The 21,606-nt window shown below is 67.2% G+C and carries 23 protein-coding genes and 1 tRNA gene; 13 read left to right on the top strand and 11 right to left on the bottom strand.

Going from position 1 to position 21,606, the window contains the following annotated elements:
• Positions 1 to 22: 22 nt before the first annotated feature.
• Positions 23 to 319: an alkylphosphonate utilization protein gene (locus C8J44_RS12695; protein ID WP_121904842.1), complete on the bottom strand. Its 297-nt coding sequence runs from the start codon at positions 317 to 319 to the stop codon at positions 23 to 25.
• On the bottom strand, positions 316 to 1,011 hold the full coding sequence (ung, locus tag C8J44_RS12690; RefSeq protein WP_121904841.1) for a uracil-DNA glycosylase: 696 nt from the start codon (positions 1,009 to 1,011) through the stop codon (positions 316 to 318). Before ung ends, C8J44_RS12695 begins: the two co-directional genes overlap by 4 nt.
• Positions 1,012 to 1,184: 173 nt before the next feature.
• Between ung and aguB the strand changes: the two genes are divergently transcribed.
• A complete protein-coding gene (gene aguB, locus C8J44_RS12685) occupies positions 1,185 to 2,045 on the top strand; it encodes an N-carbamoylputrescine amidase (protein ID WP_121904840.1) in 861 nt (286 codons plus the stop codon).
• Positions 2,046 to 2,150: 105 nt separating this feature from the next.
• On the opposite strand, the gene C8J44_RS12680 is transcribed toward aguB, so the two are convergent.
• On the bottom strand, positions 2,151 to 2,726 hold the full coding sequence (locus C8J44_RS12680) for a DUF4337 domain-containing protein (RefSeq protein WP_121904839.1): 576 nt from the start codon (positions 2,724 to 2,726) through the stop codon (positions 2,151 to 2,153).
• A 131-nt stretch (positions 2,727 to 2,857) separates the two neighbouring features.
• Between C8J44_RS12680 and C8J44_RS12675 the strand changes: the two genes are divergently transcribed.
• A complete protein-coding gene (locus C8J44_RS12675; RefSeq protein ID WP_259466848.1) occupies positions 2,858 to 3,832 on the top strand; it encodes an MBL fold metallo-hydrolase in 975 nt (324 codons plus the stop codon).
• 111 nt (positions 3,833 to 3,943) lie between these two features.
• Here C8J44_RS12675 and C8J44_RS12670 read toward each other — a convergent pair whose 3' ends face one another.
• Positions 3,944 to 4,678, bottom strand: coding sequence for a uracil-DNA glycosylase (locus C8J44_RS12670; protein WP_121904837.1), 735 nt, complete (start codon positions 4,676 to 4,678; stop codon positions 3,944 to 3,946).
• 22 nt (positions 4,679 to 4,700) lie between these two features.
• On the opposite strand from C8J44_RS12670, the gene folK reads away from it, so the two are divergent.
• The 3 genes from folK to C8J44_RS12655 all read left to right on the top strand — a co-directional run bounded on the left by folK (position 4,701) and on the right by C8J44_RS12655 (position 5,984).
• Positions 4,701 to 5,210 (top strand): 2-amino-4-hydroxy-6-hydroxymethyldihydropteridine diphosphokinase, encoded by a 510-nt coding sequence (folK, locus tag C8J44_RS12665; protein ID WP_121904836.1) that lies wholly within the window; start codon positions 4,701 to 4,703, stop codon positions 5,208 to 5,210.
• 21 nt (positions 5,211 to 5,231) lie between these two features.
• Positions 5,232 to 5,307, top strand: a tRNA-Lys gene (locus C8J44_RS12660).
• Between the two features lie 86 nt (positions 5,308 to 5,393).
• Positions 5,394 to 5,984 carry a phosphatase PAP2 family protein gene (locus tag C8J44_RS12655; RefSeq protein WP_183128774.1) on the top strand — a complete coding sequence of 197 codons (591 nt, stop codon included), beginning with the start codon at positions 5,394 to 5,396 and terminating at the stop codon, positions 5,982 to 5,984.
• On the opposite strand, the gene C8J44_RS12650 is transcribed toward C8J44_RS12655, so the two are convergent.
• Complete coding sequence (locus C8J44_RS12650) at positions 5,964 to 6,797, bottom strand: CoA ester lyase (RefSeq protein ID WP_056053563.1); 834 nt, start codon at positions 6,795 to 6,797, stop codon at positions 5,964 to 5,966. The two genes, C8J44_RS12655 and C8J44_RS12650, sit on opposite strands and share 21 nt — an antisense overlap.
• On the bottom strand, positions 6,794 to 7,792 hold the full coding sequence (gene galE, locus C8J44_RS12645; protein ID WP_056053559.1) for a UDP-glucose 4-epimerase GalE: 999 nt from the start codon (positions 7,790 to 7,792) through the stop codon (positions 6,794 to 6,796). Before galE ends, C8J44_RS12650 begins: the two co-directional genes overlap by 4 nt.
• Positions 7,793 to 7,851: 59 nt before the next feature.
• On the opposite strand from galE, the gene msrA reads away from it, so the two are divergent.
• A complete protein-coding gene (gene msrA / locus C8J44_RS12640) occupies positions 7,852 to 8,394 on the top strand; it encodes a peptide-methionine (S)-S-oxide reductase MsrA (protein ID WP_121904834.1) in 543 nt (180 codons plus the stop codon).
• Between the two features lie 126 nt (positions 8,395 to 8,520).
• Here the strand turns inward: msrA and C8J44_RS12635 are convergent, their stop codons facing one another.
• On the bottom strand, positions 8,521 to 9,534 hold the full coding sequence (locus C8J44_RS12635; RefSeq protein WP_121904833.1) for an L-threonylcarbamoyladenylate synthase: 1,014 nt from the start codon (positions 9,532 to 9,534) through the stop codon (positions 8,521 to 8,523).
• 46 nt (positions 9,535 to 9,580) lie between these two features.
• Here C8J44_RS12635 and C8J44_RS12630 point away from each other — a divergent pair, with 46 nt between their 5' ends.
• Entirely contained in the window at positions 9,581 to 11,293 is a 1,713-nt protein-coding gene (locus C8J44_RS12630; RefSeq protein WP_121904832.1) for an acyl-CoA dehydrogenase, read from the top strand.
• Positions 11,294 to 11,917: 624 nt separating this feature from the next.
• A complete protein-coding gene (locus C8J44_RS12625) occupies positions 11,918 to 12,733 on the top strand; it encodes an arylamine N-acetyltransferase (RefSeq protein ID WP_121904831.1) in 816 nt (271 codons plus the stop codon).
• 283 nt (positions 12,734 to 13,016) lie between these two features.
• Here the strand turns inward: C8J44_RS12625 and C8J44_RS12620 are convergent, their stop codons facing one another.
• The gene (locus tag C8J44_RS12620) at positions 13,017 to 13,373 is read right to left on the bottom strand and encodes a GntR family transcriptional regulator (protein WP_056053547.1); all 357 of its coding nucleotides are present in this window, start codon (positions 13,371 to 13,373) and stop codon (positions 13,017 to 13,019) included.
• A gap of 38 nt (positions 13,374 to 13,411) precedes the next feature.
• Positions 13,412 to 13,987 carry a nitroreductase gene (locus tag C8J44_RS12615; protein WP_121904830.1) on the bottom strand — a complete coding sequence of 192 codons (576 nt, stop codon included), beginning with the start codon at positions 13,985 to 13,987 and terminating at the stop codon, positions 13,412 to 13,414.
• A gap of 108 nt (positions 13,988 to 14,095) precedes the next feature.
• Between C8J44_RS12615 and C8J44_RS12610 the strand changes: the two genes are divergently transcribed.
• On the top strand, positions 14,096 to 15,697 hold the full coding sequence (locus C8J44_RS12610) for a peptide MFS transporter (RefSeq protein WP_121904829.1): 1,602 nt from the start codon (positions 14,096 to 14,098) through the stop codon (positions 15,695 to 15,697).
• A gap of 118 nt (positions 15,698 to 15,815) precedes the next feature.
• On the opposite strand, the gene C8J44_RS12605 is transcribed toward C8J44_RS12610, so the two are convergent.
• Positions 15,816 to 16,808 (bottom strand): aldo/keto reductase, encoded by a 993-nt coding sequence (locus C8J44_RS12605; protein ID WP_121886385.1) that lies wholly within the window; start codon positions 16,806 to 16,808, stop codon positions 15,816 to 15,818.
• On the bottom strand, positions 16,783 to 18,054 hold the full coding sequence (locus C8J44_RS12600) for a dicarboxylate/amino acid:cation symporter (RefSeq protein WP_121904828.1): 1,272 nt from the start codon (positions 18,052 to 18,054) through the stop codon (positions 16,783 to 16,785). The genes C8J44_RS12605 and C8J44_RS12600 overlap by 26 nt, the downstream gene beginning before the upstream one ends.
• A gap of 69 nt (positions 18,055 to 18,123) precedes the next feature.
• On the opposite strand from C8J44_RS12600, the gene glmM reads away from it, so the two are divergent.
• The 4 genes from glmM to C8J44_RS12580 all read left to right on the top strand — a co-directional run bounded on the left by glmM (position 18,124) and on the right by C8J44_RS12580 (position 21,497).
• A complete protein-coding gene (gene glmM / locus C8J44_RS12595; RefSeq protein WP_121886383.1) occupies positions 18,124 to 19,464 on the top strand; it encodes a phosphoglucosamine mutase in 1,341 nt (446 codons plus the stop codon).
• A complete protein-coding gene (locus tag C8J44_RS12590; RefSeq protein ID WP_121904827.1) occupies positions 19,464 to 19,679 on the top strand; it encodes a DUF1272 domain-containing protein in 216 nt (71 codons plus the stop codon). Before glmM ends, C8J44_RS12590 begins: the two co-directional genes overlap by 1 nt.
• 331 nt (positions 19,680 to 20,010) lie before the next feature.
• Entirely contained in the window at positions 20,011 to 20,871 is an 861-nt protein-coding gene (locus tag C8J44_RS12585) for a bifunctional hydroxymethylpyrimidine kinase/phosphomethylpyrimidine kinase (RefSeq protein WP_121904826.1), read from the top strand.
• Entirely contained in the window at positions 20,859 to 21,497 is a 639-nt protein-coding gene (locus C8J44_RS12580) for a ribonuclease HII (protein WP_121904825.1), read from the top strand. The genes C8J44_RS12585 and C8J44_RS12580 overlap by 13 nt, the downstream gene beginning before the upstream one ends.
• Positions 21,498 to 21,606: the final 109 nt, after the last annotated feature.

The following is a 21,606-nucleotide window of genomic DNA, read 5'->3' as shown; positions in this document are numbered from 1 at the left end:
TTGGCGCCGGCCATCGCCCAACCTACCGCTTCCGAACGAATTCCGCGCGCAGCACCAGCCCTTTGATCCCCTCGTACCGGCAGTCGATCTCCTGCGCGTCGCCGGTCAACCGGATCGACTTGATCAGCGTGCCGCGCTTCAGCGTCTGCCCCGCGCCCTTCACGGTCAGGTCCTTGATCAGCGTCACCTGGTCGCCGTCCGCCAGCACATTACCGACCGAGTCCCGCACCACGACCGCGTCGTCCGCAACCGCGGTTGCAGCACCGCCAGCGACCCACTCGCCGGTCGCTTCGTCATAGACATATTCGTCACTCATCATTCAGTCTCCGGCAGCGCCCAGTCGATAGGAGGGCGCGCGTTGGTTTCGAGAAAGGCGTTGGCCCGGCTGAACGGCCGCGATCCGAAGAACCCGGTCCGCGCCGCCAACGGCGAAGGATGCGCCGACTGGATCACCAGATGCCGCCCGCCCTTCGCGATGTCGTCGACGAACGCCGCTTTCTTCTGCGCATACGCCCCCCACAGCAGGAACACGACCGGTTTGTCCTGCGCGTTCACTGCCGCGATCACCGCATCGGTAAACCGCTCCCACCCGCGCTTGCTGTGCGACGCAGCCTCGCCCATCCGCACGCTCAGCACCGCGTTGAGCAACAGCACGCCCTGTGCGGCCCAGTGATCGAGCATGCCGTGGCGGGCTCGCGGAACCCCGAGATCCGCCTCCAGCTCCTTGTAGATATTCACCAGGCTAGGCGGCGTCCGCACCCCCTCCCGCACCGAGAAGCTCAGCCCGTGCGCCTGCCCCTCGCCATGGTACGGGTCCTGCCCCAGGATCACGACCCGCACCTGATCGAGCGGCGTCAGTTCTAGCGCCCGAAACCGGTCCGCATCCTCGGGAAACACCCGAGCCCCCGCCGCCCGCTCGGCCTCCAGAAAGGCACCCAGCGCCTGCATGTACGGCGCCTCGAACTCGGCGGCGAGCGACTGCCAGCTTGGCGGGAGCGTATGATCGATCATCCCCGTCGCATGTCGGACAGGGCAGGGCAGTGTCAATCGCCGCTCCTAGTTCCCCCGCGAAGGCGGGGGCCCAGGATCACAAACGACACCCCCCGTTACCCTGGACCCCCGCCTCCGCGGGGGAACAGCAAGAAGGCTCGCACTCCATGGCGCGTCACCTTATATGCGCCGCCATGACCGAGATCACCGTCGCCGCGCTGCAGCTGGGCTTCACGCCCAACATCGACCACAACATCGCCAACGTGTCGCGCCTCGTCCACGAGGCCGCCGCGAAAGGCGCGCAGGTGATCCTGCCGCCAGAGCTGTTCGAAGGCGAATATTTCTGCCGCGTCGAGGACGAGGGCCTGTTCGCCAACGCCGCCCCGGTCGGCGAGCACAAGGCGGTGCTCGCGATGCAGGCGCTCGCCGAAGCGCTCAAGGTCACCATCCCGACCAGCTTCTTCGAGGCGGACGGCCCGCACCATTACAACAGCCTGGCGATGATCGGGCCCGACGGCAACATCCAGGGCGTCTACCGCAAGAGCCACATCCCCGACGGCCCCGGCTACGAGGAGAAGTTCTACTTCCGCCCCGGCAACACCGGCTTCAAGGTCTGGCCGCATGCGTCGGAGGCGGGGCGGACGACGCTCGGCGTCGGCGTCTGCTGGGACCAGTGGTACCCGGAGACGGCGCGCGCGATGATGCTGATGGGCGCGGAAATCCTGTTCTACCCGACCGCGATCGGCAGCGAGCCGCACGACACCTCGCTCGACACCGCGCGACTGTGGCGCCGCGCCATGGTCGGCCACGCGGTCAGCAACGTCGTCCCGATCGTGGCCGCCAACCGCGTCGGCGTCGAGCACGGCCAGACCTTCTACGGCACCAGCTTCATCGCCGACGAGCGCGGCGACATCCTGGCGGAGCTAGGCCGCGACGACGAAGGCGTGATTACCGCGACGATCGACCTCGACATCGTCAAGCGCCACCGCGCCGCCTTCGGCTTCTTCCGCGATCGCCGTCCGGACCTGTACGGCCGCCTGGTCCAGGACATCTGACCCGTCCCGTCATTCCAGCGAAAGCTGGAATCCAGAGTTACGACGTGCTGCGCATGCGGCTCTGGATCCTGGGTCGAGCCCAGGATGAAGGAGTTTTGGGGGGCGTCAGAACCAAGCCAGCCCGGCCAACACCGCCCCCACCAGCGCAGCCGCCCCCGCAACCCACAGCAACCACCGCCGCCCGGTCAGCGCGGTGATCGACGCCAGCGCGATCGCCACCTGGATCGCGGTCACCGCCAGCGCCAGCTTCGTATGCGGCCGAAGCGCCTCGTCCGACTCCCCATCCGCCGCCGCCGAGCGTCGATCGAGCGTCTCAGCCTCCCGCTTCAACGCCGTCCCCCGCGCCTTGTACCGCGCGATATCCGCCCGGTGCGTCGCCATCTGCGTCGCACCGAACCCGGGCGGCGCGAGATCAACCTCCATCTGCGCGATATGCCGCTTCAAATCCTCCGCCTGGTAATAGCCCCACGCATCCGACGCCTGCGCCTTGATCAGCACCGCCTCGTTCTTGTGGAGCAGCGCCTCGTTCTGCGTATGCCCGCCGAGAAAGCTGGTCACCGCCGCCAGCGTCGCCAGGATCGCGGTGAACAACGCGATCCGCTGGTCGAACGCCTCACCCTTGGCCGCGCGCTCTTCCGACAGTTGCTCATGCAACCCGCGCACTTCGAAATCATCGTCCATGCTCGTCGCTATGGCCCTGCGCGCGTGACTGGACCCTGATGATCGGGTGACATATTCGTCAGCGCGAAATGATCCGAACCCGCTCGATACTGCTCGCTTTCGCGCTCCTCGCCGGTTGCTCCACCCCGTCCGTGAAGAGCATTCCGCCGAGCGATCACTTCAACGGAACGCGCTTCTTCAACCCCGACGGCGTGCAGGGCAGTACCGGCGAGCAGAAGCAAGGCCCGGTCGCGCTGCTCCGCAATCTCGTGAAGCCGCCCTACCGCACTTGGCCCGAGGTGCCCGTTACCCCGACGCGGCCCCCGGCCCGTGTCGAGGGCCGGACGATGCGCGTCACCTGGATCGGCCATTCGACCGTGCTGGTGCAGACCCAGGGGCTCAACATCCTGACCGATCCGATGTGGCTCGAACGATCGTCCCCTGTCCAGTTCGTCGGCGTGAAGCGCGTCCGCGAACCCGGCGTGCGTCTCGCGGACCTGCCGAAGATCGACCTGATCCTGCTCAGCCACGACCACCGCGATCATCTCGACATGACCGCGATGCGAAAACTCTGGCACCGCGACAAACCACTGATCGTGACCGGCCTCGGCAACGACCAGATCCTCGCGCGCAGCGGCGTCCATGCGGTCGCGCGCGACTGGGGCGGGCGGGTGGCGTTGCGTCCCGGCATCGATGTGATCGTCGACCGCGCGCATCACTGGAGCGAATACGACCCCGGCGACCGCGACAAGACGTTATGGGCAGGCTTCACCGTGACGCTGCCCGGTGGGAACCTGTATTTCGCGGGCGACACCGGTCCCGGCGACATGCGCTGGGCCACCGAGGCGCGCCGCGCGGGGCCGGTCCGCCTCGCGATCCTGCCGATCGGCGCCTATCATTTCGCAGGGCACGAAACCGACAACCACATCGGCCCGGACCAGGCGGTGACCGCGTTCGAGCAGCTCGGCGCGGCCTATGCGATCGGCGTCCACTGGGGCACGTTCGAGCTGACGTCAGAGGGTATCAACGAGCCGCCCGAGCATCTCCGCGCCGCGCTGATCCGCGAACACATCCCCGCGAACCGCTTCCGCACGCCAGAGGCCGGCGAGGCCTGGGTGATCGAGTAAAAGCGCTGCCAACCCACGCCGTCATCCTGACGAAAGTCAGGATCCAGAGCCAAGCAGCGCCGTGTACTGTCATCCTGGATCCTGACTTTCGTCAGGATGACGGAGAGGGCTTCAGACCGCCCCGCGCAACTCCAGCGCCCGCTTGAACACCGCGTCGAACATGTCCGCCGTCAGCACGCCTGTATTCACGTTGTACCGCGAGCAATGGAAGCTATCGATCAGGATGCGACCATCGGGCATCACATGCTCCGCGCCGTGGGCAAAGCGCGCTTTCGGCAACCGCCCACCGAGCATCTTCACCGCCGACTGATGCGCGATATGGCCCAGTGCGACGAACACGCGCGCGGTCGGCACCGCATCCGCCTGCGTCTCCAGGAACGGCCGACAGGTGCGGATTTCCTCCGGCGTCGGCTTGTTCTCGGGCGGCAGGCACTTCACCGCGTTGAGGATGATCGCGCCATCGAGCGCCAGTCCGTCCTCGGCTTTGGCGCCATACGTCCCCGTCGCAAGCCCGAACCGCCCGAGCGTCTCGTACAGGAACTGCCCTGCATAATCGCCGGTGAACGCGCGGCCCGTGCGATTAGCGCCGTGCTTCCCAGGCGCGAGACCAATGATGCCGAGCCACGCGGCCGGATCGCCGAACGCAGGGACCGGCGCGTTCCACCAGGTCGGGAACTCGGTCCGCAACTGCTCGCGCACGCCGACGAGGCGCGGGCATAGCGGGCAGTCATGCGGCGGCTCGGTCTCGGGCAGCGCGGAGACGGGCGCGAAGACGGTCGTAACGTCGCCGTCGCCGGTCTCGTCGACGGTTTCGGGAAGCTCGGAAGCGTAAGGTGTGGAATCCATGGGATTGCGCTAGGCGGACCAAATGTCGCCTGCAACCCCGCACCCGACGATCGCGGAGGCCACAACCACCTACGCGATCGCGCTCGGCTCCAACCGCCGCGGCCGTCACGGGAGCCCCGAGCGCGAGATTGCCGCCGCGCTGAAGGCCCTCGGCAATGTCGTCGCACGATCGCCGACCGTCGCCAGCGCACCGCTTGGCCCTTCGAACCGCCGCTACGCCAACGCCGTCGCGCTGATCGAAACGCAGGAGGACCCCGCCGCGCTGCTGGTCCGCCTCAAACACATCGAGCGCACGTTCGGCCGCCGCCCCGGCCGCCGCTGGGGCAGCCGCGTGCTGGACCTGGACATCATCCTCTGGTCTGGCGGCGCGTGGTCGTCACCCGGGCTCACCGTTCCCCACGCCGCGTTTCGCACCCGCAGCTTCGTCCTCGGTCCCCTCGCCAGCCTGATCCCAAAATGGCGAGATCCGCTGACGGGGCGAACGATCCGGCAATTGGCGCAATCGGTTGACCGAAAGCGGCCACGCGATTAGGTGCGCGGTCCACGATGGCGGGGGTCCGTAGCTCAGTTGGTAGAGCAAGCGACTTTTAATCGAGAGGTCCCGGGTTCGAGCCCCGGCGGACCCACCATCGATGCCTCGGGCGTTGCGCCGAGCAGGCGGCGGCATGTCCCGGCGATTCTCGCGGGCGCATCGGTCGCAGCCGTCGGCATCATCTTGATTCTCTTGGTCGGTCTCGCGGTAGATCATTGGCCGTTCGCGTTCGATCGTGCGATCATCCTCGGGCTGCGCGCCTGGCATGGGCCGTCCTGGCTGCCGAACGTCGCGATCGACGTCACCGCGCTGGGCGGCGGCATCGTGCTGACGATCGTGGTGGTCGTCGTCACCGGTCTGCTGATCGTCCAGCGGCTATGGCTGACCGCACTGGCGACGCTGGCCGCGAGCATCACCGGCGGGCTGGTGGTCGATTTCGTCAAGGCGCAGGTCAACCGCCCCCGTCCCGACATCGTCGAACACCTCGTCACCGTCACCAACATGAGCTTCCCGAGCGGGCATTCCGCGAACAGCGCGATCGTCTATCTCACGCTCGCCGGCCTCGCCTCGCAGGTGACGGAGAACCGCGCGACCCGGCGCTATCTGCTGATCGTCGCGATCCTGCTGGTCGGCGCGATCGGCTGCAGTCGGGTGTATCTCGGCGTCCACTGGCCGAGCGACGTGCTGGCCGGATGGAGCTTCGGCACGCTCTGGGCGCTCGCCTGGTGGCTCGCTACCGCCCGCGTACGCGAGTCAATCGGCGGCGAGCGCTAGCAGCGCCTTCGCCGCCTTCAGATGCGGCGCGTCGACCATCCTGCCCTCCAACTGGAGCGCACCCGCACCCGGATTGGCGGCGAACAGGTCGACGATCGCCTGCGCCTTGCCACGCTCTTCAGCCGACGGCGTAAAGGCGGCGTTGATCACCGCGACCTGGCTCGGGTGGATCGCCATCATCCCCGTGAACCCGTCGCGCCGCCCGCGCGCGGCATAGGCGGCAAGACCGTCCAGATCGCGAAAGTCGGGATAGACCGTCTCGATCGCCGCCACCCCCGCGGCATGCGCGCCGAACAAGGTCAGCGACCGGGCGAGTTGGTACGGCGCGGTGTACGATCCATCCGCCTCGCGCGAGGTCGCCGCACCGATCGCGGCGGGCAGGTCCTCCGCACCCCAGGTCAGCCCGACAAGCCGCTGCGTCACGCCGCCATAGCTGCCGAGCGCGAAGATCGCCGCGGGCGTCTCGGTCGCGATCGGCAGGATCGCGATGTCGCCGCTCAGCCTGGCATCGAGCGCGGCCAGCGATGCGCCGCCTTCTGCCTTTGGCAGCATGATGCCGTCGGGTTTGCCGGGGAGGACCGCCGCGAGATCATCGTCTGCGAGCCCGGAGTCGAGCGGATTGATCCGCACGAACAGCGGCACCGTCCGAGGCTCGGCGAGGAACGTCGCCACATGTTCGCGTGCTGCCACCTTGCCGGCGGGCGCGACCGAATCCTCCAGGTCGAGGATCAGCGCGTCCGCCCCGAGCCCGAGCGCCTTGACCATCCGCTCGGGACGATCGCCCGGCACGAACAGCAGCGAGCGGAGTCTCACCGCCCCTTCTCCGCCAGCGCGCGCTCCCACGCCAGCGCATCGCGAACGATCCCGTCGAGATCGGCATGCCGCGGCGTCCAGTCGAGCGTCTCCAGGATCGCGCGATTGTCCGATATCAGCATCGCCGGATCGCCCGCGCGACGCCCTTCGAGACGACGCTCGATCGTCCGGTTGGTGACCTTGTCGACCGCATCGAGCACCTCGAGCACCGAGAAGCCCTTGCCATAGCCCGCGTTGAGCGTGTGGCTCTTGGCGGGTTCGGCGATCAGCACGTCCAGCGCAGCGACATGCGCAGCGGCAAGGTCGGTGACGTGGATGTAGTCGCGCACGCCGGTGCCGTCGGGCGTGTCGAAATCGGTACCGTAGACGCCGACCGCGTCACGCTTGCCGGTCGCGGCCTCGACCGCGATCTTGATCAGGTGAGTCGCGCCGACCGTCGACTGGCCACTGCGCCCCTGCGGATCGGCGCCGGCGACGTTGAAGTACCGGAGTGCGGCATAGTTCATCGGGTGCGCCGCGGCGACATCGCGCAGCATCGCCTCGGTCATCAGCTTCGACATGCCGTACGGGTTGATCGGCACGGTCGGATCGCCCTCCGCGACGGGTACCTTCTCTGGCGTGCCATAGGTCGCGGCAGTCGACGAGAAGATGAAGTGGGGCACGCCTTCGACCACCGCGCTCTCGATCAGTGCGCGGCTCGCGGCGGTGTTGTTGCGGTAATATTTGAGCGGATCGCTGACCGATTCGGGGACCACGACGGAGCCCGCGAAATGCATGATCGCCTTGACGTTATGCTCGCGGATCGCCGCGCGGACCTTCGCGTCATCGGCGACGTTCGCCTCTACGAGTGCGGCGCGGGCGTCGACCGCCCAGTCGAACCCGGTGACCAGATTGTCGAGCACGACGACATCGTAGCCCGCGTCGAGCAGCGCCAACACCGCGTGGCTGCCGATATAGCCGGCGCCGCCGGTGACCATAACCTTACCGTCGATCATACGCGTCTCCTCTTTGTTGCGCGGTAGCGACTTCCTATCTTGGGAGAAAGGAGATCGTGATGACGGATTATGTAACGCTCGCCGGCGGCTGCTTCTGGTGCACCGAGGCGGTATTCAAGGACGTGATCGGCGTGAAGAGCGCCGAAAGCGGCTATATCGGCGGGCACGTGCCGAACCCGAGCTACAAGCAGGTGTGCGGTGGCGACACCGGCCATGCCGAGGCGATCCGGATCGGCTTCGACCCGGAGCAGCTGAAGCTCGGCGACCTGCTCGACATCTTCTTCGCGACGCACGATGCGACGACGCTCAACCGGCAGGGCAACGACGTCGGTACGCAGTACCGCTCGGCGATGTTCCCCGCGGACGACGCGCAGAAGGCGGAGATGGAAGCGGCGTTGCAGCGCGCGCAGGCGGATTCGCCGAAGCCGATCGTCACCACCATCGAGCCGATTGACACGTGGTACGAAGCCGAGGGCTATCACCAGGATTACTGGGAAACCTCGGGCCGCTCAAACCCGTACTGCATGGCGGTAATCCCCCCCAAGCTGCAGAAGCTGCGCAAGAGCTTCGCCGCACGGTCCAAGGCGGTGGTGAACGCGTAAGACAGAATGGGTTCACGCGAAGGCGCGAAGGCGCAAAGATGATGGGATTCGATAGGTCCGTCCCGGCCTATCGAAAGATTGAAAATCTCTTCGCGCCTTTGCGCCTTCGCGTGAATCACTCTTATTTTAACGGTGTGCAGCACGGCGAAGGCGGTCGTTGATCGCTTCGCCGATATCGTCGATCGGGATCGGCGCGATGGCGATCTTCGGGCGATCGTTTGCGTCCGCTGCATGGAGCAGGTCGAACAGTTTCGCCGCGGCTTCGACTAAGTCGTTTGTGCCAGATAGAGTGACGTCTCCCCCGACGTCACCAAACCCTATCAACCACTCGCCCGCGGCAGCTTCGGTCGCATTCAACCGGAGTGGCTTGCTCGGCGCATAGTGGCTCTCAAGCTGCCCCGGCGCGGTAACTGCATCCCCCCCCGGCGAAGGCCGGGGCCCAGTTGGGGGACTGTCATGATCGGCGTCGCGCTTTATTATATCCGACGTTCCAATTGGGCCCCGGCCTCCGCCGGGGAGGTGCTCTAAATACTGCCGGATAGCCCCGGCCGTCACCGGCCCCGGCCGCAGCACCGTCCGTCCCGCCACGATGGTCGACTCCAACCCCGCCTCGGTAGCCCCATCGTCGAGGATCAACGGCACGTTCCCCCCCAGACTCGCCGCGACATGCGCAGCGCTGGTCGGACTGATCCCCCCGCTCGCATTGGCCGAAGGCGCCGCCAACGGCCGCCCCGACGCAGCGATCAACCCCTGCATGGCCCGATGCCGCGGCACCCGGATCGCGATCGTATCCAACCCCGCCGTCACCAGCGAAGCGATTCCCGAATCCCCCCGCACCGGCAGCACCAGCGTCAACGGCCCGGGCCAGAACGCCGCCGCCAGTGCCCGCGCCTCCGCATCGAACACCGCAATCCGCTCCGCCGCCGCCAGGTCCGCCAAATGCACGATCAGCGGATTGAAACTCGGGCGCCCCTTGGCGGCGTAAATTCGCGCCACTGCCTCCGCATTTGTCGCGTCCGCCGCCAGCCCATACACCGTCTCGGTCGGCACCGCGACGATCCCCCCATCGCGAATCAGCGCGGCGGCTTCGGCGATCGCGGCCGTGCCGTAGGGTAAAATCCGAGGGTGTGGACGGGTCATTCCACAGGCGTATAGCGGGTCCAAACCGTAGCGATAAGAGGATGCGATGGCCTTCACTCCAGCAACCACCGAACAGCGTTTCGTGCTCGACCATGTCGTGCGGATCGGCGAGATCGCCGCGACCGAGCGCTATGCCGCCGCCAGCGACGACGTCGTCGATGCGGTCCTCGAAGGCGTGGGGCAATTGGCGTCGGGCGAATGGGCACCGCTCAACCGCACCGGCGACACCGTCGGCGCAAAATGGACCCCCGACGGCGTGGTCATGCCCGACGGTTTCGCGCAGGCGTACAAGGATTATGTCGATGGCGGCTGGGGCGGAATCGGCGTCGAGGAGGAATGGGGCGGGCAGGGCCTTCCGTTCGCGATCCAGACCGCGGTGCTCGACACGCTCGGCTCTGCCAACATGGGTTTCGCGCTGTGCCCGACGCTGACCGTCGGCGCGATCGAGGCGCTCCAGCATCACGGGTCCCCTGAGCAGCAGGCGCTGTATCTCCCCCATCTCGCGACCGGCGAATGGACCGGCACGATGAACCTCACCGAGCCGCAGGCGGGCTCCGACGTCGGCGCATTGCGCGCGACGGCTACCCCGCTGGGTGACGGTAAGTGGAGCATCAAGGGTACCAAGATCTACATCTCGTTCGGCGATCACGACATGGCGCCGAACATCGTCCACCTCGTCCTCGCGCGGACCCCCGGCGCCCCCGCTGGTACGAAGGGCATCTCGCTGTTCCTCGTCCCCAAGTTCCGCCTGAACGAAGACGGTACCCCCGGCGACTTCAACGACGTCCGCGTCGTCTCGATCGAGCACAAGATGGGGCTCCACGCATCGCCGACCTGCGTGCTGAGCTTCGGCGACAACGACGACTGCATCGGCGAGCTGATCGGCGCGGAGCTCGGCGGCATCCGCGCGATGTTCACGATGATGAACAACGCGCGCCTCAACGTCGGCCTCCAGGGCGTCCAGGTCGCCGAGGGCGCGACGCAGGGCGCGGTCGCCTACGCGCTCGACCGCGTCCAGTCGGCGCGCGCCGGTTCGCCCAGCAAGGACTCGGTCAAGATCGTCGAACACCCCGACGTCCGCCGCATGCTCATGCGAATGAAGGCACAGACGCAGGCGGCGCGTGCGCTGGTCTATTACGCGGCGGGCCAGGTCGACCGCGCCAATCTCGGCGACCACGCCGCGCGGAATCGCCTCGAACTCGTCACGCCGCTAGCGAAGGCGCACGGCACCGATCTCGGCAACGAAGTCGCATCGCTCGGCATCCAAGTCCACGGCGGCATGGGCTATGTCGAGGAAACCGGCGCCGCACAGTATTTCCGCGATGCCCGCATCACGCCGATCTACGAGGGCACCAACGGCATCCAGGCGGCGGATCTGGTCGGGCGGAAACTGGGGCTCGACAATGGCGGCGCATTCGCAGCGCTGATCGCCGACATCCGCGGGGAGGCGAAGGACGAACGGCTGTTAGCGCTGGTCGATGCCTGCGAAGCGATCGGGCGGAAGCTCGCCACCGCGGACGCCGACGACAAATTGGCGGCGAGCTACCCGTTCCTCACGATGCTGTCGGTCGCCACCTGCGGCTGGCTGATGGAACGGCAGGGCGGGGTAGCCCGCAGCGACGATTTCGGCCGGATGAAGACCGCGGCGGTGCGCTTCTACCTCGACCAGATCGTGCCCGAGGCGATGGGCCTCACCGCGGCCGCCAATGCAAGCGCGGCGGTGCTCTACTCGATCGAAGCGGACCTGTTCGCGGCCTGATCTCGTCCCCACTCCCCCGTCATCCTGACGAAAGTCAGGATCCAGAGCCAGGCACGGCAACGCCCTTGGCTCTGGATCCTGGGTCGAGCCCAGGATGACGGGGAGGCTGTGTGACGGACATTCCCCCGCCCGTACGTGCCAACGCGCGGCCCCTCGCGATCCTCCCCCGCAAGGGGGAGGTGGCACCAAAGGTGACGGAGGGGGAGGACGCGCAACGACGGTAACCCCTTACCGCCCCCTCCGTCTGGCAAGCGCCAGCCACCTTCCCCTTGCGGGGGGGGGGGGGGATCGACGTCCAGCGCCTCTCGGTCGGGACAGCCCCAAACCACACCGTCATGCCGGGCTCGTTCCGGCATCCACCGTTCCGCAGATCCGAGAGAATTGGGAATGCGGAACGGTGGACCCCGGAACAAGCCCGGGGTGACGAAGGAAACAGGGGGGCACCCCACATCCCGTTCGCCCTGAGCGTAGTCGAAGGGCGTGCCCAACTCGCAGGTGCTTCGACTGCGCTCAGCACGAACGGGGCGCGCGCGCTGCATCGCTTGCAACATCTGGTTCCCAACCACTCGACGGCCCCGCGCAACGAACGGTATGGATAGGCGGAAATCTCTGAAAGCCCGACCGATGTTCGACCTCGACGCCTATCTCCTCCGTGTCGCGATGCCCGCGCGGCCGACGCTCGATTCGATCGGTCTCGGCCGCCTCCAGCACGCGCACCGTCTCTCGATCCCGTTCGAGGATCTCGACGTCGTCCTCGGCCGCGGCATCGCGATCGACAGCACATCGGTCTTCGCCAAGCTCGTGACCGCGCGCCGCGGCGGCTATTGCTTCGAGCACAACCGCCTCTTCCTCGACGCGCTGGCCGAGCTCGGCTTCACCGCCCGCCCACTGCTCGCCCGCGTCTGGATCGTCGCAACCGACGTGCCGCCGCTCACCCACACCTTCGCGCTGGTGACGATCGACGGGCAGGACTGGATCGCCGACACCGGCTTCGGCGGCAGCTATACGCCCGTCCTCCCGCTCGCCGATGGCGCGGAGGGCACAGCCCCAGACGGCGCCCGCTTCCGCCTCGAAGCAACCGAACACGGCTGGATGCTGCTCCGCAACGGCGATCCGATGACCACCGACGGCCGCGGGATCGGCGAGGGATTCCAGCCGCAATACAGCTTCACGCTCGCGCACGTCTTCGACGCCGATCTCGCGCTATCGAACCACTGGACCTCGACCGCGCCGTCGAGCCGCTTCACGCATACGCCCATCGCGAGCATCGTGCTGCCGAACGGCTTCGCATCGCTGATCGGCCGCAACTACCGGCGGCGTTCGGGGACGGATACGACGGTCGGCGAGATCACCGATCCGCGCGTCTATCGCATCCGCATGAGCCTGTTGTTCGGGATCGACCTTAGCGTCGAGGATGTCGCCGCGCTGGGGCTGTTCTGACCACCGCGCAGAACCGAACCTCGGATTTCGCACCTCGTACCGCCGCGCCATCTCCCTTCCGTTCGTGCTGAGTAGCGACCGAGTAGCTTCGAAGAAGCGTATCGAGGGCTCGTATCGAAGCATGGGTTCCGCACGCCAACCTGTCCTTCGATACGTCCTCTCGATACGCGGCTGCGCCGCTACTCGATGACTACTCAGGACGAACGGGGGAGGGGGGCACGAATGAGAGAGGGTGAGGACAAACGCAAGGGGCAGGGGAGGCGAAGGAAATCCTTCGCAGCGACTAAGCCCGCTCACGCTCCAGCAAATCATGCGCATCCAACCCCAACAGATCGATATGCCCCAAGATCCGCGGCCACTGCGTCGTCACGAAATTCTCGCGCTCCGCTACACGCAAAGCTTCCGCGGCACCCGGCATCACGAACATCCCGACGCCGCGTCGCACCTCGACATAGCCGTCGTCCTGGAAGCTCTGATACGCCTTGGCGACCGTCAGCGGATTGGCCCCCTGCTCGGCGGCAAACGCGCGGACCGACGGCAATTGGTCACCCGCGCGATAGTCGCCGCGAAGTATCCCGGCAGCGATCGTGCTGCGGAGGCGGATATATACGGGGCTGTCGTCGCTGCTGAGCGCTGTCATGGTGACTTAATACAGTAATTGCGTGGGAAGTCGAGTCCTCAGGAACCCCAATGGCTTACCAGCCGTGCCATATCCGGGCGGGGCCGTTCGTCGAGCGCGCGCGACGGCGTGCCGATGAACATGAACCCGGCGATCCGCTCCGCCGCCGTCCCAAACGCATCGCGCACCAGGTCCGAATAGGCCGGCCAACCCGTTAGCCAGCCGCCCGCAAATCCCTCCGCATGAACCGCATGAAGCAAATTCATGCACGCCGCGCCCGCCGACAACTCCTGCTCCCACAACGGAATCTTGCTCTCTTTCGGCGACGACAGCACGACCACCAAGGTCGGCGCCTGATGCGCGAACTGGTCGAGAGACTCGAGTTCGGTCCGCGACGCCGCAGGCCGTTCTGCGAGGTACGCATCCGTGATCAACGTCGACAGAGCGGCGCGGTGCTCGTCGCCGACTACCACGAATCGCCACGGCGCGAGCTTGCCGTGATCGGGCGTCCGCGCCGCAATCTCCAGGATCGTCGCCAGCTGGTAGGAATCTGGGCCGGGCGCGATCAAATCGCGCGGCTTGCCCGAGCGGCGGGTGGCAAGCAGCGAGAGCGGCGTGGAGCGATCGTTGAGCATGTCCCGGCAGATAGGCCCTGATGTGCGATATTTACAGTCCGGGCTTTGTCGTTAAGTTGCGCGCGATCGAGCGCCCGTCAGCGGCGCACCAAGGAGCTTCATCACCACATGGCCAACCCCCACGCGATCAGGGGCAGCGGCGTTCCTGCCGATGCGAAGACGTTTTTCGGGCACCCGCGCGGGCTGTTCATGCTGTTCTTCGTCGAGCTGTGGGAGCGCTTTTCGTTCTACGGCATGCGCGCGATCCTGGTGCTGTATCTCACCAAGCATTTCCTGTTCGGCGATGAGCCGTCCTACGCGATCTACGGCGCGTATACCTCGATGGTGTACATCACGCCGATCATCGGCGGCTATCTATCCGACCGCTTCCTGGGGCCGCGCAAAGCGGTGCTCGCGGGCGGCATCTTCATCACGCTGGGCCATCTGCTGCTGGCGATCGTCGAGGCGCCGCAGGGTGTGCAGGGCGCTGCCCTCAACGGCTTCTATCTCGGTCTTGCCTTCATCATCGTCGGCACCGGCTTCCTGAAGGCGAACATCTCGGTGCTCGTCGGCAAGCTCTACGCGCGCGAGGACATGCGGCGCGACGGGGCGTTCTCGATCTTCTACATGGGGATCAACACCGGCGCGTTCGTCGGCCCGATCGCGGTCGGCATCCTCGGCGAGACGGTCGGCTGGTCGTACGGTTTCGGCGCCGCGGGCATCGGCATGGCGCTCGGGCTGGTCATGTTCATCCTGTTTCAGCGCGAACTGCACGGTGTCGGCGAAGCGCCCGACGCCGCCGTGCTCGCGTCGAAGCCGGTTGCCGGGCTGTCGATCGAATGGCTGATCTATCTCGGCGGGATCGTCGGCGTCGCTGTCTCGTGGTGGCTGGTGCGCAGCCAAGGCGTGGTCGGCACCGCGCTGATCGTCGCGTCGCTCGTCACGGTCGGCTACATCCTATGGACCGCGGTGGCGAAGCTGCCGCGCGTCGACCGCGACCGGATCTTCGCGGCGCTGTTCCTGATCGCGCTGGCGCCGCTGTTCTGGGCGCTGTTCGAGCAGACCGGCTCGTCGCTCAACCTCTACACCGACCAGTCGGTCGACCGCGTCGTGTTCGGCTGGACTATCCCGGCCTCGGTGTTCCAGTCGGTCAACCCGTTCTTCATCATCACGCTGGCGCCGGTGTTCGCGGCGCTCTGGACCAGGCTCGGCAAGGCCGGGTTCGAGCCGAGCGCACCGTTCAAGTTCGGCATCGGCCTGATCCTGGTCGGCGCAGGCTTCTTCGTGCTGACGCTCGGTGCGCCGGCACAGGGGCTTACCCCGGCGATCTTCGTCGTGCTGCTCTATATGCTGCACTCGATGGCCGAGCTCTGCTTCTCGCCGATCGGTCTGTCGTCGATGACGCGGCTGTCGGTGCCGAGCATGACCGGGTTGATGATGGGCACTTGGTTCCTGGCGACCGCAGGCGGCAATTTCCTCGCCGGCCTGATCGCGCAGGCGACCGGCGGCGAGGGGGCTGGCGTCGGGCGGGTGCTCGAAGTCTACGGCCGGATCGGCTGGTTCGCGATCGGCGTCGGCGTGGTCGTGCTGGTGCTCGCGCCGTTCGTGACCAAGCTGATGCATCTCGATCAGATGGGCGCGGTCGATCACGCGATGGCCGGCCAGAACGAACTCGGCGAGCCGGGCGCTGCCGGCCTCGACACCCGCGGCGAACAGGTGCCGCGAGGCTGACGCAAAATTCCCCTCCCGCTTGCGGGAGGGGTTAGGGGAGGGCGCGACGTACGTACCGGCGTGCGGCCAATGAGGCACGCCCCTCCCCCGACCCCTCCCGCAGGCGGGAGGGGAGCAGTCAGATCCGCGTCATCGACAGCGCCTTCTCGCCGTAGCGCGGCCCGGCCGTCCCACCCCGCGGCGCCGCCGCATCGAGCTTCGCCAGATCGTCCGCCGACAACGCAACGTCCGCCGCCTTCATGCTGTCCTCAAGCGTAACCCGCCGCTTCGACCCTGGGATCGGTACGATGTCGTCGCCCTGCGCGAGCAACCACGCGAGCGCGACCTGCGCCGGCGAAGCGCCATGCGTATCGGCAATCGACTTCACCACCGCGACCATCTCCATGTTCTTGGCGAAATTCTCCTCCGAATAGCGCGGATCGTTGCGCCGATAGTCACCCTCGGGAAGATCCGACCGCGCGGTAATCTGCCCCGTCAAAAACCCGCGCCCCAGCGGCGAATACGGCACGAACCCGATCCCGAGTTCGCGACACAGCGGCAGGATCGCGTCCTCCACATCCCGCTCCCACAGCGAATATTCGCTCTGCAGCGCCGCGATCGGATGCGTCGCCGCAGCGCGCCGGATCGTGTCGAGCCCAGCCTCCGACAGCCCGAGATGCCGCACCTTGCCCTCGCGCACGAGGTCGGCCATCGCGCCGACGGTATCCTCGATCGGCACCCCCGGATCGACGCGGTGCTGGTACAGCAGGTCGATCGTCTCGACCCCGAGCCGCTTCAGCGATCCCTCGCACGCCCGGCGCACGTTGGCCGGAGTCGAGTCCACCCCCGTCATCCCGTTCTCGTCGTAGCGAAAGCCGAACTTGGTCGCGATCACGACGCCGTCGCGCTTGCCGCGGATCGCCTTGCCGATCAGTTCCTCGTTGACCAGCGGGCCATAGATTTCGGCGGTATCGAACAGCGTCACGCCCAGCTCGATCGCGCGGTGGATCGTCGCGATGCTCTCGTCGGCGTTCGCCTCGCCGTACATGCCCTTGCCGATGCCGGCCATCGGCATGCAACCGAGACCCAGCGCGGAAACCTCGAAATCAGGGCCGAGCGTGCGATACTTCATGGGTGTTCTCCTGAGCGCCGACGCGATCGGACCGCGCTGCGACGGAGATGGTAACGGCGGTGTCCATCGTCACGTTCCCGACGGTCCGAAACAGGTCGGGTATGGTCTCGACCGCGATGAGCAGACCCAGCACCTCGAGCGGGATGCCCATCGCCAGCGCCACCGGCGCGACCGACGCGACGAAGCTGATCGTACCGGGCAGCGAGATCGACCCCATCGTCGTGATCGCCGCGGTCGCCACGCCCGCCGCCATCTGCCCCGGCCCGATCGGCAGCCCGAGCCAATGCGCGACGTACAGCGCGACCGCCAGGTTCATCGCCGGGCTGGTGGCGCGGAACACCGCGACCGACAGCGGCAGGACGATCCCGGCGGTGGCGGGCGACGCGCCGAGATCGGTCGAGGCCTTCAACATCGCCGGTAGCGAGGCGAGCGACGACTGCGTGCTGATCGCCACCGCCTGCGCCGGCGCGACCGCACGCGCGAACCGGCCGAAGCCGACCCGCCCGCCGATCATCCCGATCGGGTAGGCGGACAGCAGGACGATGAAGCCGATCGCCGAGACGCAGACGATATAGTGCAGCAGCGCGCCGAACGCCGCCGTCCCGGTGCGCGCGCCAACCCCGTAGGCGAGCGCGAAGATGCCGATTGGCGCCAGCTTCAGCACCCATGTGATGATGATCAACAGCGCGTCGACGACCGCCTGGAAGAACCCGGTCAGCACGCGGCGACGATCGTCGGGCAGCTTCGTCACGGCGAACGCGAACGTCAGCGCGAAGACGGTGAGCGGCAGGAACGAGTCGCTGGACGCGGCCGCGACGATGTTTGTCGGCACGATCGTATCGAAGAACGCGCCGATCCCCGGCACCGGCCCGACCGGCGCAGCACCCGTCAGTGCGGCACGCAACGCGGAGCCTAACGCGTGCGGCAGTGGGAAGGCGTCGAGGATCAACGGCATGACCAGCGCCGACATGATCGTCGTGCTCCACAGGATGACGACGATCATCACCATCGCGCGCACGGTGATCCGTCCGGCGCGCGCCGCCTCGGTGGTCGCGCCGATGCCGGTCACGAGCAGCCCGACGACCAGCGGTACGATCACCATCTGCAACCCGTGCAGCCATGCCGAGCCGATCGGCTGGGTCACCGCCGTCGCCGCGATCGCATTCGCCGGCGACCACGCCGCCGCGGCGATGCCGATCGCGATGCCGCCGATCAGGGCGGCGAGAATCCGTGTAGTCTGCGACATGCTCGCCCTTCGTGATGTACCGCGCTATCAAACGGATCGGACACCGATACGGGACGGAAAGCACGCGCGATGGCAAGAAAATATTTCGGCACCGACGGCATTCGTGGTGCCACCAACGTCTCGCCGATGACTGCGGCAATGGCGATGAAGGTCGGCATGGCCGCCGGCGCGTATTTCCAGCGCGGCGATCACCGCCACCGCGTCGTCATCGGCAAGGACACGCGGCTGTCGGGCTACATGCTCGAATCGGCGTTGGTCGCGGGCTTTACCAGCGTCGGCATGGACGTCGTCATGGTCGGTCCGATGCCGACGCCGGCGGTGGCTATGCTCACCCAGTCGATGCGCGCCGACATCGGCGTGATGATCTCCGCCAGCCATAATCCGTACGCGGATAACGGCATCAAGCTGTTCGGCCCCGACGGCTACAAGCTGTCCGACGAGGCCGAGGCGGCGATCGAGGCGCTGATCGACGGTGACATCCCGCTCGTCCCCTCCGACCAGATCGGCCGCGCGCGCCGGATCGAGGACGCGCAGGGCCGGTACATCCATTTCGCCAAGTCGACCTTCCCCGAGAATCTCCGCCTCGACGGGATGCGCGTGGTGCTCGATTGCGCGAACGGTGCCGCCTACAAGGTCGCCCCGTCGGCCTTGTGGGAACTCGGCGCGGACGTCGTCGCGATCGGCGTCACGCCCAACGGCATCAACATCAACGACGGCGTCGGCTCGACCGCCCCGCAGGCGCTTGCCGAGACGGTGGTCGCCAGCGGCGCGGACATCGGCATCGCGCTCGACGGCGACGCGGATCGTCTGATCGTGGTCGACGAGACCGGCACGATCGTCGACGGCGACCAGCTGATGGCGACGATCGCGGCCAGCTGGGCGCGCCAGGGCCGGCTCGCCGGCGGTGGCCTTGTCGCGACGGTGATGTCCAACCTCGGCCTCGAACGCCATCTCGCCGCGCAAGGGCTGGGCCTCGTCCGCACCGCGGTCGGCGACCGCCATGTGCTTGAGAAGATGCGCTCCAGCGGCTATAATGTCGGCGGCGAACAGTCGGGCCACATCATCCTCAGCGACTATGCGACGACCGGCGACGGCCTCGTCGCGGCGCTCCAGATCCTCGCCGAGGTCAAGCGCTCGGGCGCCCCCGCCAGCGAAGTGCTCCACCGCTTCGAGCCCTTGCCGCAGCTGCTCAAGAACGTCCGCTTCGCGGGCGGCAAGCCGCTCGATCACGACGCGGTGAAGGCGGTGATTGCCGAGGCGGAGGCCGAACTCGCCGGCAAGGGCCGGCTCGTCATCCGCCCGTCGGGCACCGAACCGGTGATCCGCGTGATGGCGGAGGGCGACGATCTCGCCCAGGTCGAACAGGTCGTCGATCGGATCTGCGACGCCGTACGGAAGGCGGCCGCCTGATGCTGGAGATGCGCCCCACCTGCGAACGCTGCGCGACCGACTTGCCCGCCGATGCACCCGGCGCGTTCATCTGCTCGTTCGAATGCACGTTCTGCGCGGAGTGCGCCGACGCGCTCGACGAGCGGTGTCCCAACTGCGGTGGCGAACTGCTCGACCGGCCGACAAGGCTGGGCGAGGCGCCACCGCAAAAGCCGGCAGGCGCGCGGCGGCACTAAGCGCGGTTCGGGTAAGCGCCACCCAACCCCTTCTACCACCCCAACCCCTTCTACCACCCCGGCGGAGGCCGGGGCCCAGTTGGAAAGGTCCAGGTAACAGATCGCAACCCTCAGTCGGCAACGTCCCCCAACTGGGCCCCGGCCTCCGCCGGGGTGGCGAAGGGGGGCATACCCCTGTCCTACATCCGACCGATCATGCCATAGCCGATCCCATGACCGCCAACCGCGCCAACCCCAGTCCGGCATCCCCAGTCCAACCCCGCCTCAGGCAAAGTGCAGACCCGCGCCAGCGTCTGCACTTCGTGCACTTCGCCCCGATCTCGGACGATTTATGACGCCGCGGGTTCTCATAATAGCCGGCTCCGATTCAGGCGGCGGCGCCGGCATCCAGGCGGATATCAAGACCGTCACCATGCTCGGCGGCCACACGATGACCGCGGTAACGGCGATCACCGCCCAGAACACGCTAGGCGTGCAGGCAGTCCACAAGATCCCGACCGACATGGTCCTCGCGCAGATCGACTCGGTCGTCTCGGACATCGGCGTCGACGCCGTGAAGATCGGCATGATCGGTTCCGCGGAAACCGCCAATGCCGTCGCCGACTACCTGACCTCCTTGTTCTCCCGCGAAGGCGGGAGCCCAGACTGGACTCCCGCCTTCGCGGGAGAACAAGGGGGGGCGGGCTGTCCTCAAAGTTCAAGCATCCCCATCGTTTTCGACCCCGTGATGATCGCAACCAGCGGCTCCGTTCTCGCGGACAGCGACACCATCGCCGCCTTCACTCGCCTCATGCGGATCGCCACGCTCGTAACCCCCAACCTCCCCGAACTCGCAGCCCTCGGCGGGGAAGCCGCGATCCGCGCACTCGGCCCGGCCATCCTCATAAAAGGCGGCCACGCCGAAGGCCCCTCCGTCACCGACCGCCTCGTCACCGACGCCGGCGAAAGACGCTGGACCAACCCCCGCATCGAAACCCGCCACGCGCACGGCACCGGCTGCACGCTCGCCAGCGGCATCGCCACCGGCCTCGCCCAAGGCCTGCCGCTCGACGCCGCAATCGAGCGCGCCATCGCGTTCGTCCGCGCCGCACTTGCCAGCGCGCCAGGGCTTGGCGCAGGGCACGGCCCGATGGGGCACGCCCTCGGCACCAGCCCGTTCGACCAGTGGAAAGACCGCCAATGCCCGGCATGAAACACGAAAAGCTCTGCATTGGCCCGGTCGCCGGTGTTGATGAGGCAGGGCGGGGCCCTCTTGCAGGGCCCGTGGTGGCCGCGGCGGTAATTCTTCCTGCAAAAGGCGTCCCGCGCGGCATCGACGATTCGAAGAAGCTCTCCGCCTCCGAGCGCGAACGGCTTTGCGCCCGCCTCAAAGGCTGCGCGATCGTCGGCATCGGCATCGTCCAGCCCGAAGAGATCGACACGCTCAACATCTACTGGGCGACGATGAAGGCAATGACCCTCGCCGTCGACGCGCTGGCGATCGAACTCGGCCAGGCCCCCGGCCACGTCCTCGTCGACGGCAACCGCTTGCCCCGCTGGACCTACCCCGCCACGCCGCTCGTCGGCGGCGACGCGAAGTCGCTGTCGATCGCCGCCGCCTCGATCGTCGCCAAACACACGCGCGACCTCATCATGATCGCCGCGGCGGACGTGCATCCCGAGTATAACTGGCATTCGAACAAGGGTTACGGCTGCGCGCACCACATGAAGGCGCTCCGCGAACACGGCCCCACGCCGATTCACCGCCGCAGTTTCGCGCCCGTCGCCGCCGCCTATCTAGCGCGCGAGGGACTTTTCGCACAGGAAACGACGAGCTGAGTCTTTCGCGCCACACCCCAAGGGCTTGAGCCGCGAGTCTCCCACGACTCAACATCTGGGCAACGAAGACTCGTTTGGTCGCAGCGACGGAATCGCACCGAAACGCCGT

The organism is Sphingomonas sp. PP-CE-3A-406 (genome assembly GCF_003688625.1).
Lineage (GTDB): Bacteria > Pseudomonadota > Alphaproteobacteria > Sphingomonadales > Sphingomonadaceae > Sphingomonas.
This window is presented reverse-complemented; position numbering and strand designations above follow the sequence as displayed.